At 34.1% G+C, this 18,648-nt stretch carries 15 protein-coding genes; 8 read left to right on the forward strand and 7 right to left on the reverse strand.

Translation table 11 applies throughout. From position 1 onward, the window contains the following. Positions 1-27: 27 nt before the first annotated feature. Together QO190_RS09280 and QO190_RS09285 are read right to left on the reverse strand one after the other, a co-directional pair. Complete coding sequence (locus QO190_RS09280) at positions 28-2,301, reverse strand: aconitate hydratase (protein WP_371462748.1); 2,274 nt, start codon at positions 2,299-2,301, stop codon at positions 28-30. 289 nt (positions 2,302-2,590) lie between these two features. Beyond that, entirely contained in the window at positions 2,591-5,374 is a 2,784-nt protein-coding gene (locus tag QO190_RS09285) for a bifunctional aconitate hydratase 2/2-methylisocitrate dehydratase (RefSeq protein WP_371462750.1), read from the reverse strand. A gap of 259 nt (positions 5,375-5,633) precedes the next feature. Here QO190_RS09285 and QO190_RS09290 point away from each other — a divergent pair, with 259 nt between their 5' ends. The 8 genes from QO190_RS09290 (at position 5,634) to QO190_RS09325 (ending at position 14,106) form a co-directional block, all read left to right on the forward strand. Next, positions 5,634-5,951, forward strand: a complete 318-nt coding sequence (locus QO190_RS09290; protein WP_371462798.1) for a DUF2752 domain-containing protein — start codon at positions 5,634-5,636, stop codon at positions 5,949-5,951. Positions 5,952-6,112: 161 nt separating this feature from the next. Continuing rightward, positions 6,113-8,215, forward strand: coding sequence for a TonB-dependent receptor (locus tag QO190_RS09295; RefSeq protein WP_371462752.1), 2,103 nt, complete (start codon positions 6,113-6,115; stop codon positions 8,213-8,215). 128 nt (positions 8,216-8,343) lie between these two features. Then, entirely contained in the window at positions 8,344-9,030 is a 687-nt protein-coding gene (locus tag QO190_RS09300; RefSeq protein ID WP_371462754.1) for a hypothetical protein, read from the forward strand. A gap of 5 nt (positions 9,031-9,035) precedes the next feature. Then, positions 9,036-9,551, forward strand: a complete 516-nt coding sequence (locus tag QO190_RS09305) for an acyl-CoA thioesterase (RefSeq protein WP_104792834.1) — start codon at positions 9,036-9,038, stop codon at positions 9,549-9,551. Between the two features lie 119 nt (positions 9,552-9,670). Beyond that, positions 9,671-10,621, forward strand: a complete 951-nt coding sequence (locus QO190_RS09310; protein WP_371462755.1) for a 2-hydroxyacid dehydrogenase — start codon at positions 9,671-9,673, stop codon at positions 10,619-10,621. 81 nt (positions 10,622-10,702) lie between these two features. Beyond that, complete coding sequence (locus tag QO190_RS09315) at positions 10,703-11,956, forward strand: serine hydrolase domain-containing protein (protein ID WP_371462757.1); 1,254 nt, start codon at positions 10,703-10,705, stop codon at positions 11,954-11,956. A gap of 37 nt (positions 11,957-11,993) precedes the next feature. Further along, on the forward strand, positions 11,994-13,613 hold the full coding sequence (locus QO190_RS09320; protein WP_371462759.1) for an Ig-like domain-containing protein: 1,620 nt from the start codon (positions 11,994-11,996) through the stop codon (positions 13,611-13,613). Positions 13,614-13,656: 43 nt separating this feature from the next. Then, positions 13,657-14,106, forward strand: a complete 450-nt coding sequence (locus tag QO190_RS09325) for a heme-binding domain-containing protein (RefSeq protein WP_371462760.1) — start codon at positions 13,657-13,659, stop codon at positions 14,104-14,106. A gap of 31 nt (positions 14,107-14,137) precedes the next feature. Here the strand turns inward: QO190_RS09325 and QO190_RS09330 are convergent, their stop codons facing one another. From QO190_RS09330 to QO190_RS09350, 5 genes are all read right to left on the reverse strand, one after another. Beyond that, entirely contained in the window at positions 14,138-14,647 is a 510-nt protein-coding gene (locus tag QO190_RS09330; protein ID WP_371462761.1) for an NUDIX domain-containing protein, read from the reverse strand. Next, positions 14,644-15,546: a site-specific tyrosine recombinase XerD gene (xerD, locus tag QO190_RS09335; protein ID WP_213190430.1), complete on the reverse strand. Its 903-nt coding sequence runs from the start codon at positions 15,544-15,546 to the stop codon at positions 14,644-14,646. Before xerD ends, QO190_RS09330 begins: the two co-directional genes overlap by 4 nt. Positions 15,547-15,612: 66 nt before the next feature. Beyond that, on the reverse strand, positions 15,613-16,038 hold the full coding sequence (locus tag QO190_RS09340; RefSeq protein ID WP_069800257.1) for a dCMP deaminase family protein: 426 nt from the start codon (positions 16,036-16,038) through the stop codon (positions 15,613-15,615). A 43-nt stretch (positions 16,039-16,081) separates the two neighbouring features. Further along, entirely contained in the window at positions 16,082-16,849 is a 768-nt protein-coding gene (locus QO190_RS09345; RefSeq protein ID WP_371462763.1) for an enoyl-CoA hydratase-related protein, read from the reverse strand. 123 nt (positions 16,850-16,972) lie between these two features. Further along, on the reverse strand, positions 16,973-18,460 hold the full coding sequence (locus QO190_RS09350) for a catalase (RefSeq protein ID WP_371462799.1): 1,488 nt from the start codon (positions 18,458-18,460) through the stop codon (positions 16,973-16,975). Between the last annotated feature and the right edge of the window lie 188 nt (positions 18,461-18,648).

Raw genomic sequence — 18,648 nt, forward strand, 5'->3', positions numbered from 1 at the left:
GCATTCAATATATTTAAAAATCTAATTTTAAGAATTTTTAGCCTCTTCCGCAATCAAGTTCAAAGCAGAACCCGCTCTAAACCATCCGATTTGCTGTTCATTATACGTGTGATTAGCAAGAATAGTATCCGTAGTTCCGTCTGAGTGTGTAATCTGAATTTGAAGTGGCGTATTCGGTGCGAAACCTTCTAGATTTAAGAAATCAAAAGTATCATCTTCTTTGATTTTATCGTAATCCTCAGCATTTACGAAAGTTAATGCAAGCATCCCTTGTTTCTTAAGGTTCGTTTCGTGAATTCTCGCAAAAGATTTTACTAAAACTGCTTTTACACCAAGATGTCTTGGCTCCATTGCAGCGTGTTCTCTAGAAGAACCTTCTCCGTAGTTTTGATCTCCTACTACAATTGAAGGAATGCCTGCTGCTTTGTAAGCTCTTTGTACTGCAGGAACTTCACCGTATTCTCCAGTTAATTGGTTTTTAACTCTGTTAGTTTCTTTGTTAAAGAAGTTTACAGCACCTATTAACATGTTGTTAGAAATATTATCTAAATGGCCTCTGTATTTTAACCAAGGACCAGCCATAGAAATGTGGTCAGTAGTACATTTTCCTTCAGCTTTGATGAGAAGTTTAGCGCCAGTTATATTTTGACCGTCCCAAGGAGAGAAAGGTTCTAATAATTGTAATCTGTCTGAAGTAGGAGAAACAATTACTTGAACAGAAGAACCGTCTTCCGCAGGAGCTTGGTAGCCATTATCTTCTACGTCAAATCCTTTTGCTGGAAGTTCAGAACCTTTAGGTTCGTCTAGTTTTACTTGCTCACCATTTTGGTTGGTTAATGTATCTGTAATTGGGTTGAAGTCTAATCTACCAGAAATTGCAACCGCCGCTACCATTTCAGGTGAAGCTACGAAAGCGTGAGTATTTGGGTTACCATCTGCTCTCTTCGCAAAGTTTCTGTTGAAAGAGTGAATAATTGAGTTTTTCTCTTGTTTTTCAGCGCCTTCTCTATCCCATTGTCCGATACAAGGTCCACAAGCGTTGGTAAAGATTCTCGCATTTTCAAATTTTTTGAAAGTATCTATCAATCCGTCTCTTTCTGCAGTATATCTTACTTGTTCAGAACCTGGGTTAATTCCTAAAATAGCTTTTGGTTTTACGCCTTTTGCTACCGCATCTTCTACAATTGAAGCAGCTCTAGATAAATCTTCGTATGATGAGTTGGTGCAAGAACCAATTAATGCCCATTCTATATCTAAAGGCCAGTCATTTGCAATAGCTTTATCTCTCATTTCAGCAACTGGAGTTGCTAAGTCTGGAGTGAAAGGACCATTAAGGTGTGGAGTTAATTCAGAAAGGTTAATTTCAATTACTTGGTCGAAATATTTTTCTGGTTCTGCGTACACTTCAGCATCACCAGTTAAGTGTTCAGCAATTTTATCAGCTGCATCTACTACTTCTTGTCTTCCTGTTGCAGCAAGATATCTTCTCATAGAATCATCATAACCGAAAGTAGAAGTGGTAGCGCCAATTTCTGCACCCATGTTACAGATAGTTCCTTTTCCTGTTGCAGAAAGAGATACCGCTCCTTCTCCAAAATATTCTACAATAGCACCAGTTCCACCTTTTACAGTAAGAATTCCTGCTACTTTTAGAATGACATCTTTTGCTGAAGTCCAACCGTTTAGTTTACCAGTTAATTTAACACCAATTAGTTTTGGCATTTTTAATTCCCAAGCCATTCCTGCCATTACGTCTACTGCATCAGCTCCTCCAACTCCAACTGCCACCATTCCTAATCCACCTGCATTTACAGTATGAGAGTCGGTACCAATCATCATTCCACCAGGGAAAGCATAATTTTCTAAAACTACTTGGTGAATAATACCTGCTCCTGGTTTCCAGAAACCAATTCCGTATTTATCACAAACTGAACTTAGGAAGTTGAAAACTTCGTTATTTTTATTCAGTGCTTCTTGTAAATCTTTATCAGCTCCAATTTTTGCTTGAATTAAATGGTCTGCGTGAACTGTAGAAGGAACGGCAACTTTAGTTTTTCCTGCTTGCATAAACTGTAAAAGCGCCATTTGCGCAGTTGCATCTTGCATTGCAACTCTATCCGGAGCGAAATCTACATAAGAATTTCCTCTTTCGTAAGCTTCTATTGCGTTACCTTGCCAAAGGTGAGCGTAAAGAATTTTTTCAGCGAGTGTAAGAGGTTTTTGTACTACTTGTCTTGCCGCAGCAATTCTTTCAGGGTAGCGCTCGTACACTTTTTTGATCATGTTGATGTCGAATGTCATATCTATTTATTTTTTGTTTAAAGTTTGCATTTGAGAATCAAATGAAAGGATAATGATGTTATTATTCTCCATCAAATTCTATTCCTACAGGATTGATAAAATATTAAAATAGTCTATGGTTTGAATTTTTAATACCAATTAATTCACTTTTGAAATTGAATTTTATTTAAAGCTAAAATTAATATTATTTTGTGAAATGTAATATTTTATGATAAAAAAAATTGGAAGACTTCTCAAGAAATCTTCCAATTTATATTTAAAAAGTCTTTCGACTTTAGTTTACAATGTATTAAAAATGACCAACAGTTACCAGTTCTTTAATAGATGGAACGAAAGTAGTTAAGTTGATTCCTTCAACAGCTGTTTTGTACTCGTCAATACTTGGAATACGACCTAAGATTGCAGACAATACTACAACTGGAGTAGAAGCCAATAGAGATTCTCCTTTTTTACGGTCAGAATCTTCAACTACTCTTCCTTGGAAAAGACGGGTGGAAGTTGCCAAAACAGTGTCTCCTTTTTCCGCTTTTTCTTGGTTACCCATACAAAGATTACAACCTGGACGCTCTAAGTACATCATATTTTCATATTGAGTACGAGCTTCGCCTTTTGGAGCTGCATCGTTAAATTCAAAACCTGAATATTTTTCAAGTAATTCCCAGTCACCTTCAGCTTTTAATTCATCAATGATGTTATAAGTAGGAGCGGCTACAACCAATGGCGCTTGGAATTCTACTTTACCATTTTGTTTTTCAAGATTTCTCAACATTTGAGAAACGATTTTAAGGTCACCTTTGTGAACCATACAAGAACCTACGAAACCAAGGTCCACTTTTTTCTCACCTCCATAATAAGTAAGGTCTCTTATGGTATCGTGCGTATATCTTTTAGAAACGTCTTCGTTGTTTACATCTGGGTCTGCAATCATTGGTTCAACGATTTGATCTAAATCTACCACAACTTCTGCGTAATATTTAGCATTAGCATCTGGAGTTAAAGCAGGTTTGTCACCAGTTCTGATTTCCTCAATTCTCTTATTTGCTTTGTTGATTAATCCTTGTAGAACGTGATTTTTATTGTCCATTCCTTTATCAATCATAATCTGGATTCTGCTTTTTGCAATTTCCAATGATTCAATCAAAGTATCGTCTTCTGAGATACAAATTGAAGCTTTCGCTTTCATTTCTGCAGTCCAGTCTGTGAAGGTAAATGCTTGGTCGGCAGGAAGCGTTCCGATATGAACCTCAATAATTCTACCTTGGAAAACGTTTTCTCCGTCAAATTGCTTCAACATCTGAGCCTGAGTTGCATGAACTACATCACGGAAATCCATGTGCTTTTTCATTTCGCCTTTGAAAGTCACTTTTACAGATTCAGGAATTGGCATTGAAGCCTCGCCTGTTGCCAAAGCTAAAGCTACCGTTCCAGAGTCTGCTCCGAAAGCCACACCTTTAGACATTCTTGTGTGAGAATCTCCTCCGATGATGATTGCCCATTCGTCTACTGTAATATCGTTTAGTACTTTGTGAATAACGTCTGTCATTGCGTGATATTCACCTTTCGGGTCACGAGCTGTGATTACTCCGAAATCGTTCATAAATTTCATTAATTTAGGAATATTAGCCTGCGCTTTTTTATCCCAAACTGAAGCGGTGTGACAACCTGATTGATACGCTCCATCTACAATTGGAGAAATCACCGTTGCTGCCATAGATTCTAGTTCTTGAGCGGTCATTAAACCTGTAGTGTCTTGAGAACCAACGATATTTACTTCAACTCTCACATCAGAACCAGCGTGTAAAACTTTACCTTCTGGAACGCCTACTGCATTTCTGTTGAAGATTTTTTCAACAGCGGTAAGTCCTTGTCCTTCGATAGAAATTTCTTTAGAAGGTGCAAAAACCGTTGGCGCAGTAATTCCTAAAGTTTTAGCTGCAAATGTTTGGATTTTTTTACCAAAAACGATAGCATAAGAACCACCAGCTCTTATAAATTCTAATTTTTGAGGAGTAAATGATTTTGAAATATCTTTCAATTCAGTTTCTCCGTTATATAATTTCTTTTCTTTGGTATTGATGGTCAAAACAGTTCCTGTAGCAACTGAATATTTTTCTTCTAAAATGATATCACCGTTTTCATTTCTAACAGGGTTTCCGTTTTCGTCCACTTTTTTTACCCAGTTTTGAAGGTCTATTCCGATACCTCCAGTTACATCAACTGTAGTTAAGAAAATTGGAGAAATTCCATTAGTTCCAGCTACAATTGGAGCAATGTTTACGAATGGTACGTAAGGACTTGCTTGTTTCCCAGTCCAAAGCGCAACGTTGTTTACACCAGACATACGAGAAGAACCAACTCCCATTGTTCCTTTTTCTGCAATAAGCATTACACTTGCATCAGGATGTTGAGCTTGTAAAGCTTTTATTTCTTCCTGTTGAGCTGGAGACATCATACATTTTCCGTGTAATTCACGGTCAGAACGTGAGTGAGCTTGATTCCCTGGAGATAATAAATCAGTTGAAATATCACCTTCTGCAGCGATATAAGTCACAACTTTAATTTCTTCTGGAACTTCTGGAAGTTTAGTAAAAAACTCTGCTTTTGCATAGCTTTCCAAAATATCTTTAGTGATTACATTTCCCGTTTCATAAGCTTCTTTTAAACGTGCTGTATCAGCATCGTACAAGAAAACCTGAGTTTTAAGAACTTCAGCAGCTTGTTTTGCAATAGCTTCATCGTTTCCTAAAGCCAAATCAAGAAGAACTTCGATAGAAGGTCCACCTTTCATGTGAGACAAAAGTTCAAATGCAAACGTTGGAGTGATTTCTTCAACTACAGATTCACCAAGGATTATTTCCTTTAAAAACTTAGCTTTTACACCAGCAGCACTTGTTGTACCGGGTAAAGTATTATAGATGAAAAATTGTAGAGAATCAGCTCTGTGTTCGTTTGCTGAATCTTTAATTTGCTCAATGATTGCGCTTAGTAATTCTGCACTGTCAATAGGTTTTGGGTGAAGACCCTGTGCTTTTCTTTCTTCGATTTCCTGGATGTAATCCTGATAAATATTCATAATTTTTGAAGTCTTTTTAAACTTAATAATTAGATGATTTACTGTACTTTAGTAGTTAAAATTTTTATAATCATCAATCTTTTTATAATGATGCTCAAAAGTAAGAAAATTTAATTTGCAGAGGATATCTTTTTTTAAAATTTTATAGATGAAGCATATTATTTAAATCAATCTTGTAAAATATAAAGTTTAGAATTACATTTGTTTTATGTACAAGGGTGAAAAAAAATGGATTTTTGTAGTTATAATACTGGTTATAATGGGTTATTATTTTTTTCTAAATCCTTATAAACAAGAGTATTTTTTTATTTCTTGTCCTTTTTATAAGATTACGGGTTTCCAGTGTTCAGGTTGTGGTTCACAAAGAGCATTTCACGAAATTTTGCATCTGAACTTCGAAGAAGCGTTTCACCAAAATGCACTTGTATTAATCGCAATTCCATATTTTTCATTGATTTTCTTTACCATTTTTTTTCAAGAAAAATTTGCTAAGCTAAGACAAATTCTCATCGGCAAGAAAACAATACTAATTTTGTTCTTTATCGTAATTCTTTTCGGGATTTTTAGAAATTTATAAAAATTTTATACATTTGCACTCAAGAAAAAGGGGTGCTGTAAAAAGCTGAGATTATACCCAAAGAACATAGAACAGGTAATGCTGTTTATGGAAACGTCTTTGATGTATTTTTCACACGTGGCATCCTTTTATTCGATTTGTTTAATTTTTACAACATCAGAATGAAAGGATTTATTATTTTAGGGCTAGGAATGAGCTCTGTTCTCTCTGCGCAAATAGATACGGCGCAAGTAAAAGAAATTCAAGAGGTTAGCTTTACGAAAAGGCTGCCGGTTTCTAAAGAAATTATTAACGTACAAAAAGATTTAGGAGCTAAAAATCTAGGTCAGGATTTGCCTATTTTGCTCAAAAATCAAATGTCTGTAGTTGCAACTTCCGATGCTGGAAACGGAGTGGGTTACACTGGTTTCAGAATTAGAGGAAGCGCTGGAACAAGTATTAATGTAATGCTGAATGGTGTTCCGTACAATGATTCAGAAAGTCAGGGAACTTTTTTTGTGAATATTCCAGACATGGCAAGTTCGGCGTCGCAGATTGTCATCCAGAGAGGAGTAGGAACTTCTAGCAATGGAACAGCAAGTTTTGGTGCAAGTGTGAATATTTTGACCAAAAATCCAGAGGAGAAACCTTATTTTTTGACCAATCAAAGCGCAGGAAGTTTTAATACCTTTAAACATTCCTTTGAAGCAGGAACAGGAAAATTTTTGAATAATTTACTTTCGGTTTCGGCAAGATATTCTATCATTAATTCAGATGGTTACATTGATAGAGCCTTTTCTAAACTCAATTCTTACAATATCAATGTGCTCTTCGAAAAAGGGAATACTAAAATTAGATTTTTAACTTTCGGTGGAAAAGAAAAAACTTACCAAGCTTGGAACGGAATAGACAAAGCTACTTGGGAAACTAACCCTAAATTTAATTATTCTGGAGCAATTTATGATGATAACGGAAACATCACGAGTTTTTATAATAATGAAACGGATAATTATTGGCAAAATCATTATCACTTGCTTTGGGAACAAAAATTCTCTGAAAAATGGAATCTTGAAACAACTTTTCACCTTACGCATGGAGAAGGTTACTACGAAAATTACAAGCAAGACGCTAAGTTTTCTAAATATGATTTGCCAAATATTACAGAAAATGGAAATACAATTACCAGAACAGATTTCATTAGAAAAAAATGGTTAGATAATGATTTTTATGGTGTAGTTTCTAGTCTTTATGGGAATTTTGAAAATCTGAATTTGAATTTCGGAGTGGCTGCAAATCAATATTTCGGGAAACATTTTGGGAATGTATCGGGAGTGAAGTATACTGGTATTTTCGAGCATGAATATTACAGAAATAATGCTCTGAAAAATGAAGTTTCAGGTTTTGCAAAAGCCATTTACAAAATGGAAAAACTAGAATTTTTTGGAGACTTACAGCTGAGAAATATTGACTATAAAACGTATATTTTAGATGAAAATGCAGAAGAAGGAGCAGATTTAAGTCAGAAATGGACGTTTTTTAATCCAAAATTCGGGGTGAATTATCAGATAGAAAACGGGAAATTATTTTTCTCGTATGCTCATGCTCACAGAGAACCTAACCGTGATGATTTATTTGCCAATCCTAATACAAAGCCAGAGAAATTACATGATTTTGAACTCGGTTTAGAAAAAACTTTTGGTAATGTTTCTTTTACTGCAAACGCTTATTACATGAATTATGTGAATCAATTGGTTTTAAGTGGAGAAATCAATATGGTGGGAGAATTCATCAAAATTAATTCTGGAAAATCTTATAGATTAGGTTTAGAATTGGGAACTTTGGCTAAAGTTTCAGAAAAACTGAACTTATTAGGAAATATTACTTTGAGTCAGAATAAAAATGTAGATTTCAAAATTGAAGAAAATTCTACAGTAATCAATTTGGGCAATACCGACATTTCATTCTCTCCTAATATTATTGCCAATGCAGTAATTCAGTATAAGCCTATTAAAAATTTACAGTTAAATCTTAATAATCAATATATTGGAAAGCAATATTTAGACAACACAGAAACCCAATCACTACAACTGAATGATTATTTCTTGACTGATTTTAATGCACAATATGAGTTTAAAATTGCAAAACAAGAGGTGAGTTTACAATTTTTACTGAATAATATTTTTGACAAAAAGTATGTAAATAACGGTTTTGTATATGAAGGACCTTACTATTATGCACAAGCTGGAAGAAATTTTATGTTAGGATTAATGTTCAAAGTTAAATAATTGAAATTTAAAAATCTAGTGATTTTTTATAGTTAGAATTTCCTTTAAATGGATAAAAATAAAAATGACTGTTTCTTTAAGCAGTCTTTTTTATTTCAACTCAACAAAAAATATTAAATTTGTGCCAAATGAATTTAGGATTACATCTATACAATTATTTGCAAGAAAAAGGGAGTGCAGAACTTCCTGGTTTTGGCGTTTTTACCCTCAAGAAAAAATCGGCTACTTTAGATGAGCAATCCTCTAAAATCTTGCCACCTACTTATGAAATTTCTTTCGTAGAAAATAAAAATGTTTTCAATGCAGATTTTGCTAAATATATCGTTGAGAAAACGGGCGAAAATTTATTTGTAGTACAGTCTCTAATTAAAGAAGAAGTAATTTCTTGGGTAGAAGCATTACAAGCCGAACAAAAAATTACAATAGACGAAATAGGTGAATTTTCACTAGAAGAAAATGTTATAAAACTTTTAGACCAAAAAAAATACACCAATACGCCTAAATTTTTTGGACTCGAAGAAATCAGTTTAGAGCAAATTCAAAACAGTGAAAACTCTGAAAACTTACCAGAATCAGACAATCAATACGTTTTTAATAACTCTATTCTTTGGATTTTCCTATTCATTTTACCAGTAGGAGCCATCATTTATTTGGCGATTAATTATCAAGACCAAATTTTTGGGAAAAAATCTTTTGATGATGTTTCAGTGAAAACTTCTACCCATAGAATTCCCGAAAAGCCAAAGGTAAATCCTATTGTACCAAAAGATTCATTACAAACTTCAAAAACAGATTCATTAAGAATTTCTAAATAATTTCTATGGAAAAAAATGCGAAAACTCCTGCAGAAACCAGGACTATTATGACCAATATTGTACTTCCCAATGAAACCAATGCATTAGGAAATATGTTTGGTGGTGAGCTCCTTTCTAGAATGGACAGAGCGGCTGCTATTGCTGCACAAAGACATAGTGAATCTACCGTTGTTACTGCTTCTGTAAACCATGTTTCGTTTAAATATCCTATTCCAGAAGGTGGAGTGGTAGTGGTAGAAGCCAAAGTTTCTAGAGCGTTTTCTACGTCTATGGAAATTTATTGTGATGTGTGGTTAGATAACCCCATCACCAAAGAAAAAATTCATACCAACGAAGGAATTTATACTTTCGTAGCGGTAGATAAAAATAACCATCCTGTTGCAATTCCAGAGCTTATTCCGCAATCTGATGTTGAAAAAGCAAGATTTGATGCAGCGCTTCGTAGAAAAGAACTTTCTCTAATTCTTTCGGGAAAAATGAAAGCTCAAGATTCTATAGAACTTAAAAAGTTATTTGGTTAGACTATTTATTGTAAAGTCGCAGAGTCGTTAAGTTGTAAAACTGAAGTTTTAAATATTTTAAGAATTTGGCATTAAGCGATTTTACGGTTTACAAATCAACAATTTTACCATTTCAAAAAATGAAAATTCTCCTTCTTGATAGCAATCATCCATTAATTACCGAGCAACTTCTAGCAAAAGGTTTTGTTTTGGAGGAAGATTTTACTTCGTGTTATGATGAGGTTTTACAGAAAATCAATCAATATGATGGAATTATTATCAGGAGCAGAATTCCTCTCGATAAAAATTTTCTAGAAAATGCCCAAAATCTCAAATTCATTGCGAGAGTAGGAGCAGGAATGGAGAATATAGACCTAGAAACCGCCAAAAATCTAGGAATTTCTTTGATTAATTCTCCAGAAGGTAATCGAGATGCAGTAGCAGAACATGTAGTGGCGATGCTGTTGATTCTCATGAATCGTCTGTTCATCGCTTCAGAAGAAGTGAAAAACGGAATCTGGAAACGTGAGGAAAACAGAGGTGATGAATTGTTAGGGAAAACCTTTGGAATTATTGGCTATGGAAACATGGGAAAAGCTACTGCAAAAAGACTATCTGGTTTTGGCGTGGAAGTAATCTTTCATGATATTTTACCAAATTTAGAAGATGAATTTGCCAAACAAGTTTCCTTAGAAGAATTACAAAAACGCGCAGATATTCTTAGTTTGCATATTCCTTTAGATGCTTCAACGGAATTTTTAGTTGATGAGAATTTCATCTCGAAAATGAAGAAAAATTTCTATTTGGTAAATACTGCAAGAGGAAAAAACGTGAAAACTTCTGCATTGGTAGATGCGCTGAAATCCGGCAAAGTAAAAGCTGCAGCATTAGACGTTTTAGAATACGAAAAATCTTCCTTCGAAAACCTAGATACTTCTACTTCGCTCAGCGCAAGAAACAAAGAAGATTTACAATTTCTTTTGGATTCAGAGCAAGTCTTTGTTACACCGCACATTGCAGGTTGGACGCATCAAAGCAAGGAAAAACTGGCGCAATTTATCGTAGATAAAATCGTACAGCAATTCTGTTAAAAAAATCTTAATATTACCGCAATCATAAAACACTGCTTCAAAAAAATGTTAAATTGCCCCGCCTAAATAATTAATCAGAAGATGAAGCAGAAAATTGTAGTAATTCTTATCCTTTTATTGACCTTGGTTTCTTGTAAAAAAGAATTTAATTTTTTTCAACAAGAGAATGAAAATGGTTTGCCTAATTACGGAAACGTAGATGTAGAAAATGTCTTTACTGCAGAAGATTCTCAGCTTCAAGATAAACAAAATGTGGTTAATGCCATTCAGCAATACTATGATAAAGTTTGGGAAAAAGGGGATTTAAGTGGTGGTTTCCTCGTGGCAAAAGGCGATAAAATTCTCTTCGAAAGCTATAGAGGTTTTGCCAAAGAAAATAATCAAGTTCCCATCAATAAAGATGTTCCACTTCATATCGCTTCTATTTCTAAATCGCTTACTGCGATGGCAGTTCTTAAATTGGTAGAAGCTAGAAAAATAAATCTTCACGATAAAGTCACCCATTATTTTCCGAAATTCCCATACAAAGAAGTAGAAGTGATTCACTTGCTCAATCATAGAAGTGGATTGCCGAAATATGAATATTTCATTGAGAAATTAGGACTTAAACCCAAAAATAAATATTTCACCAACCAAGAAGTTCTCGATTTGCTTATTCAGTACAAACCAGATTTGGCAAGAAATACCAATACTGGCTTTATGTATTGTAATACCAATTATGCGCTTCTTGCACTGATTGTAGAAAAAGTTACAGCACATCCTTTTCCTTTGGCGATGCAGAAAATCGTTTTCAAACCATTAGGAATGGAACATACGTATATTTTTCAGCAAAAAGATTCTCTTAGAGCTGCTCAATCTTTTTATTATCAAGGAAGCAGATTGTATCCTACAGATAAATTAGATGGGATTTATGGGGACAAAAACTGCTACACCACGCCAAGAGATTTATTTAAGTTTTCAAAAGCGATGTACGCCGAAAATTTCTTAAGAAAAAGCCTTAAAGATTCTATTTTTACACCTTACAGTAATGAAAGAAGAGGCGTAAACAATTATGGAATTGGTTTTAGAATGAAAGTTTTTGACAACGGAGAAAAACTTACGTTTCATAATGGTTGGTGGCACGGAAGCAATACCGCTTTTGTTCATTTACAAAAATCTAAAGTCACGATTGTTGCTCTTGGGAACAAGTTTTCTAGAAGAGTGTATTCTGCGCTCACGCTTTCTTCATTGTTTGAAGATTTTCCTTTAGAAAGAGAGAAATTGGATAAACTCATGAATAAGGAAATAGATACTACAAAAGAGAATCACGATGCTGCGGCAGAATCTACTGAATAATTAACGCATATTTCTTAATTTTGCTCAAATTTCATCAATGAAAAAAATAATTTTTCTCCTTTTGCTTAACCTTTTGCTTTTTTCGTGTGCTAGAGTTGGCGCACCAAATGGCGGTACTAGAGATTCTCTGGCTCCTAAATTTTTAGGCTCTAATATAGATACTACTCGATTAAATGTTTCTAGAACGGTAAAGGAATTGAGGCTGGATTTTGATGAATATGTAATGCTGAAAGATTTTAATAAAAATTTCAATGTATCGCCACCGATTAAGAAAATTAAGAAAGTCATTCCTTCTAATCTGGCGAATAAATACGTTTTGATACAGTGGGAAGATACGCTTCAAGCCAATACTACTTATAATTTTAATTTTGGAAATGCCATTGTAGACAATAATGAGTCTAATCCTTTGCCTTATTTTAATTTTGCGTTTTCTACAGGAGATAAAATTGATGACCTTTTTGTGAGTGGAACCGTGAAAGATGCCATGACGCTCATTAAAGAAAATCAAACGGCAAAAGACAATAAAATGGTAGTGGGACTCTATAAAGCAGGCGAAAATCTAGACTACAAACAGAAACCGGATTATATTACCAAAGTAGACGAAGAAAATTATTTTGAACTCAATTTTTTACCAAAAGGGGAATTTGTAATTATAGCATTTGATGACGAAAATCAAAATTCTGTTTACGATGCAGGAAGAGAAAAAGTTTCTTTTTTGAAAGAAAAAATTACCTTAGACAGCACAAGTGTAAGAGGTCTAAAATTGAAACTTTACCCTTCTAAAAAAGTGGTAAAATATAAAGAAAGTAAAGCTATTAATGGCGGTTTGTTAATGACTTTTGAAGGGAATCCAGAAACGGTAGACGTAAAATCCCTTTCAGAAGAACTGAAAGATTTCAAAGTGACACATGCAAAACGTTCAGATTCTGTGAATATTTGGTTTGATGCAGAAAAGAGTAATTTGGGCGGGAATATTTCTAAGCAAGTGAAATTAAGTTATTTCACGCCTACGATTAGCGATACCATTTCCGTGAGTTATAAAGCGGTGAAAGATGAGTTTAAACTCTCTAATGAAGCCGGGAATTTAATCGCGCCAGAAAATAACTTTGTCATTAATACATCGTTGCCCATAGAAAATCTCAACACTTCTTCTTGGAAACTGGAAAGCGATAGCATTGCACAAGATTTCACGGCGAAAGTTTCAGAGAAAAATCCTTTTAAAATTCTAGTGAATTCTAGTTTTAAACCGACGAAAAAATATGTTTTAACCATACCAAAAGAAACCGTTTCTTCTTATTACAGCAGTAATGATAAGTCGTTCCAATTCCAATTTGAGATTGATAAACCAGAAAATTATGGTTCTTTCACGGCTGTGATTAAAAATAAACCTACGGCTAAATTTTGGGTAGAATTGACCAATGAAAAAGGCGAAATCTTGTATTCTCAGTTCACCAATGCCTCAGAAGTTTCCTTCAAAAATCTGAAACCAGCTACTTATATTGCCAGAATTAAAGTAGACAATAATGGAAATGGATTCTGGGACGAAGCAGATTTTGCGCAAAATATAGCTGCTGAAGACGTTTACATTTTTGAAAAAGAAATTAATGTAAGGCCACTTTGGGAAATTAAGGAAGATTGGGAACTTACCAATCGTTAAAAAGTAAAATTTTAGAATATTTTGAACTTATAAATATATTCAAATGAAAAAAGTACTCATCGGGATCGTTGTTTTCTTAGTTTTGATACAACTTATTCCTATCGACAGAACCAATAAGCCAGTAGACCCGAAACAGAATTTTGTAGAGGTGCTCAAAACTCCGAAAGATGTTACCGAAATGCTGAAAAATGCGTGTTACGATTGTCATAGCAACGAGGTGAAATATCCTAGTTATGCTTACATTGCTCCAATTTCTTGGTCGATTAAGCATCATGTAAATGAAGGAAGAGAAAATGTAAATTTCTCTGAATGGATGACGTATAACAAGGATCAAAAAGATCATATTTTAGATGAAATCATCGAAACGGTAGAGCGTAAAGAAATGCCATTTAAAGGTTATATTCCGATGCATCCAGAAGCAGACCTTACTGATGCTCAAAGAAAAATATTGATTGATTATTTTAAAGGATTACAAAAATCTGGTCAATACTAAAAACTAAAAAAGCTCCGAAAAGGAGCTTTTTTTATTGATAATTTTCTAAAAATTTTCTCTGCGAATCGAAAGCGATTTCCTCAAGATTGAGTTCTGAAATTTTCACCCAAATGGTTTCTGAAATTTCGTGAGCTTCTAGTTTTTTGATTTCTATTTTTTCTTCCACTCGATATTCAAAAAATAAATCTAAAGTATTATAGTCTACTTCTTTGTAATGATAAACATTGGGTAGACTTCCCACGAATTTTAAATTGTTGAGGTCTATTTCTATTCCTAATTCTTCTTTTAATTCTCTGGCACAAGTTTCTTCGGCGCTTTCTTTTGGGTCTGTAAAACCGCCCGCTAAATCTAGTTTCCCGATTTTAGGATTTTGATTTCTCTTGGTTAATAATAATTCGTCTTCGCATCTTATTAATACTGCAACTGCGGCGGCGATATTTTGATACATTACAAAATCACATTGTGAACAAGAAAATTTCTTTTCTCCATCAAAAATCAGTGTTTCTTGACCACACTTTGGGCAATATTTTAAGTGTTTCATTTGTTTCTTGGGTGGTATTTCAGAATTACATCATGCAATTCTTCGGTTTTTAAATGGGTGTAAATTTCTGTGGTAGTAATGCTAGAATGTCCCAGCATTTCTTGGATAAACCTTAAATCTACACCGTTTTGCAAAAGATGAGTAGCAAAAGAATGACGGAAAGTGTGCGGAGAAATACTTTTTCTGATTCCTGCTTTTTCTACCAATTCCTTGATGATGATGAATACAATCACTCTAGACATGGAAGAACCTCTGCTGTTTAGGAAAATGTGGTCTTCATATTTTTTGCCAATTTTATTATTTGCTCTTACATTATTGATGTAGTTCAAAATAAGATTTGCAGTGTAGTTAGCAAGCGGAACGTATCTCACTTTTTTACCTTTACCTTCTACTTTTATAAAGTTTTCTTTGAAATTAACATCAGAAATTTTAAGTTCTATTAATTCAGAAACTCTAAGACCGCAACCATACAATACTTCTATGATGCAGTGATTTCTCACGCCTAAATCAGTGCTTAAATCGATGGCTTTAATGATTTTTTCTACATCTTCGAAGCTTAGCGTATCAGGTAAATATAAGCCTAATTTTGGACCTTCAAGAAGTGTGGAAGGATTGTCTTCTCTGATTTCTTCTTCGATAAGATATTTAAAAAAGGATTTAATAGAAGATATTCCTCTTGCTTGAGTTCTTTCGCTTATTTTTTCTTTGGTAAGATAAAGGAGAAATTCTTGTAAGTTTTCAAAAGTTATTTTGTCGGGAGTAGTGTTGTCTAGTTTTTCCTCTGAGAAAGCTTTTAGCTTCTTCACATCTCGTATGTATGCATCTAAAGTATTGTCAGAGAAATTCCTCTCGAATTTGAGAAAATGTGAAAAATTCTCAATCGTTTCATTCCAGGTCATTTGTGTTTTTTGTTTTTATTGTGTTTTTAAGTGCAGATGAGCATGCAAATATCATGCTAAACTGTCTTATTTTAGATTTTCCTCAGAGATTTGAAGAACTTCTACTTGAGAATTTTCTAAAAATTCTAATCCTTCTGTATCTGAGTATTGGTCTATATAAACTAGCCTTTTGATGCCAGATTGTAATATAAGTTTGCTGCATTCTTTACATGGCGAAAGTGTAAGGTAAAGAGTAGCGCCTTTTGCAGACTGAGTACTAGAAGCTAATTTTAAAATGGCATTCGCTTCTGCATGAAGCACGTACCAATGCGTTTTTCCGTCTTCGTCTTCACAACAATTTTCTGCACCAGAAGGAGTTCCGTTATATCCGTCAGAAATAATCATTCTGTCTTTTACAATGAGTGCGCCTACTTTTTTTCTTTCGCAGTAAGAAAGTTTTGCCCATTCTTTAGCCATTTTAAGATAGGCCAAGTCAAATTTATTGTGATTCATTTTAAATTTTTTAAAATTAGCTTCTTACTTTTTTCTGAATTTTTTAGAAATTAGGCTTTCTTTTTTCTAAAAATGCAGAAACGCCTTCTTTTTTATCTTCCATTTCGAATAATTCTCCGAAAGATTTGATTTCTAATTCATAACCTTCAGCAGAATCTGATGCATTCACTGCAGCAATGGCTTTAGAAATTCCTTGTGGTGAATTTTTAGAAATAAGGGTTGCTAATTCTTTCGTTTTTGGTAATAATTCTTCTAAACTAAAAACTTCGTTTACCAAACCAATTTCTTTTGCTCTAATCGCCGAAATCATTTTAGCAGAGAAAATCATTTCATTCGCAAGTCCTTTTCCTACTAATTTTGGTAATCTTTGGGTGCCTCCATAACCAGGAATAAGACCTAAAGTAACTTCTGGTAAACCTAATTTTGCATTTTCTGAAGCATATCTTATGTGACAAGCCATCGCAAGTTCTAGACCACCACCTAGTGCAAAACCATTTACAGCGGCTATGACAGGTTTGCTTAGATTTTCTATTTTATTGAATAGTGAATTTTGTCCGTTTCTGGCTAATTCTTCTGCTTTGTCTTGGCCAAAATCAGAAAACTCTTTAATGTCTGCTCCTGCTACAAATGATTTTTCGCCACTTCCTGTGATGATGATGACTCTGCAATTAGAATCTTGTTCTAGCTGAGATAAAGCTTCGCTCAATTCACTGATGGTAGCGCCATTTAAAGCGTTTAAACTCTGTGGTCTATTGATGGTGATGGTAGAAATTTGACCTTCGTTTTCTAGGAGAATATTTTGGAAATTCATGGTAGGGTAGTATTAAATTACGATTTTTAGGATAATTGCAAAATAACTAATTTTTGGCCTAAAATACAAAAAAAGCCAAGCACTTATATACTTGACTCTTTTAAGTTTGGTATAAGTTTGTTCTTATTTGGCGTGGTTCATAATTCCCTCGTCTAGTTTTACTTGAAGTCCTGCCGCAATTCTCATTCCCATTTCTACACTCGCTCTGAAGAAATGACACAATTGTCTGTTGATGATTTCATCTCTTTTCGGGCCGTCAATTTTTTTCATGTGACCAATAATATTATTCACCAAATTGGTTCTGTCTTCTTGGTTCATCGCTTTGGTGTAGAGTAGGCCTGGCTGTGTATAATGGTCGTTATCATTTTCATTTCTATCGAAATGCGCTACACGATTGCTGTCTAGTTCCTCTTCAAATTTTTTGTAAGAAGGATCAGGTTTTATGTCGTCAAAACTGTTAGGATGGTAATTCGGTGCGTCTTCATAATCTCTAGAATCTGCCATAAATCCGTCTCTTTGATAATTATGAGTTGCAAAAGGACATCTGTTAACTTCTAATTGATGTGCATTTACACCCACTCTATATCTGTGAGCATCTGGATAAGAAAATAATCTTCCTTGAAGCATTTTATCAGGCGAAAAACTAATTCCATCAATCAAATTACTTGGCGAAAAAGTAGATTGTTCTACATGTGCAAAATAATTTTTTGGAATTTCATTGAGTTCCATTTCACCGACTTCAATCAGTGGAAATTCTGATTGAGGCCAAACTTTAGTAATGTCAAAAGGATTCCATTTAAATTCTCTAGATTCTTCTTCGGTCATTACTTGTATGTACATGGTCCATTTCGGAAAATCGTCATTTTCAATAGCATTGCAAAGATCTTCTTGTGCAAAATCTGGATTTTCTCCAGCCATTTGAATGGCTTCTGCATCGGTGAAGTTTTTAATCCCTTGTTTGGTTTTTAGATGAAATTTCACCCAAATTCTCTCATTTTTATCATTAATCATCGAAAAAGTATGAGAACCAAAACCGTGCATATGTCTGTAACCATAAGGAGTTCCTCTGTCGCTCATTAAAATTAAAACTTGATGTAAACTTTCTGGATTCAAACTCCAAAAATCCCACATCATGGTATGAGATTTCAAGTTGGTTTTAGGGTGTCGTTTTTGGGTATGAATAAAATCTGGGAATTTTTTAGCGTCTTTGATGAAAAACACTGGAGTGTTATTTCCTACTAAATCCCAATTTCCCTCTTCTGTATAAAATTTTAGTGCGAAACCTCTAGGATCTCTTGCTGTATCTGCACTGCCTTTTTCTCCGCCTACAGTAGAAAATCTAGCAAACATTCTACAAGTGTTTCCTACTTTCGAAAATAATTTGGCTCTGGTGTATTTTGTAATATCGTGAGTTACGGTAAATTTTCCGTAAGCGCCTGTTCCTTTTGCATGAACGATTCTTTCTGGAATTCTTTCTCTTACAAAATGCGCTAGATTTTCTTGTAGAATAAAATCTTGTAACAAAACAGGTCCTCTTGCTCCAACCGTTTGAGAATCTTGATGTTCAAAATACGGTATTCCTGATGAATTGGTTAGCTTCTTACTCATGATGGTTGTTTTTTCTGGATAACAAAGTAACGAATAAAAATTAATTTTTGGAGAGAAAAATTTCATGTCTAATTATACATAACATCAATTAAAAATTAGAATTCAACGCATGACGTCTATCATGTAGAAATATTATTTTTTCTCGCATATCTTCTCTATATTTGTAATAGAATTTATAAATAAGTACCCTA

The organism is Cloacibacterium sp. Arc13, from assembly GCF_041431305.1.
GTDB lineage: Bacteria > Bacteroidota > Bacteroidia > Flavobacteriales > Weeksellaceae > Cloacibacterium > Cloacibacterium caeni_B.

Coding starts and splice junctions, on each gene's coding strand:
- QO190_RS09280 (WP_371462748.1), bottom strand. CDS start 2,301: ATGACATTCGACATCAACATGATCAAAAAAGTGTACGAGCGCTACCCT.
- QO190_RS09285 (WP_371462750.1), bottom strand. CDS start 5,374: ATGAATATTTATCAGGATTACATCCAGGAAATCGAAGAAAGAAAAGCA.
- QO190_RS09290 (WP_371462798.1), top strand. CDS start 5,634: ATGGGTTATTATTTTTTTCTAAATCCTTATAAACAAGAGTATTTTTTT.
- QO190_RS09295 (WP_371462752.1), top strand. CDS start 6,113: ATGAAAGGATTTATTATTTTAGGGCTAGGAATGAGCTCTGTTCTCTCT.
- QO190_RS09300 (WP_371462754.1), top strand. CDS start 8,344: ATGAATTTAGGATTACATCTATACAATTATTTGCAAGAAAAAGGGAGT.
- QO190_RS09305 (WP_104792834.1), top strand. CDS start 9,036: ATGGAAAAAAATGCGAAAACTCCTGCAGAAACCAGGACTATTATGACC.
- QO190_RS09310 (WP_371462755.1), top strand. CDS start 9,671: ATGAAAATTCTCCTTCTTGATAGCAATCATCCATTAATTACCGAGCAA.
- QO190_RS09315 (WP_371462757.1), top strand. CDS start 10,703: ATGAAGCAGAAAATTGTAGTAATTCTTATCCTTTTATTGACCTTGGTT.
- QO190_RS09320 (WP_371462759.1), top strand. CDS start 11,994: ATGAAAAAAATAATTTTTCTCCTTTTGCTTAACCTTTTGCTTTTTTCG.
- QO190_RS09325 (WP_371462760.1), top strand. CDS start 13,657: ATGAAAAAAGTACTCATCGGGATCGTTGTTTTCTTAGTTTTGATACAA.
- QO190_RS09330 (WP_371462761.1), bottom strand. CDS start 14,647: ATGAAACACTTAAAATATTGCCCAAAGTGTGGTCAAGAAACACTGATT.
- xerD (WP_213190430.1), bottom strand. CDS start 15,546: ATGACCTGGAATGAAACGATTGAGAATTTTTCACATTTTCTCAAATTC.
- QO190_RS09340 (WP_069800257.1), bottom strand. CDS start 16,038: ATGAATCACAATAAATTTGACTTGGCCTATCTTAAAATGGCTAAAGAA.
- QO190_RS09345 (WP_371462763.1), bottom strand. CDS start 16,849: ATGAATTTCCAAAATATTCTCCTAGAAAACGAAGGTCAAATTTCTACC.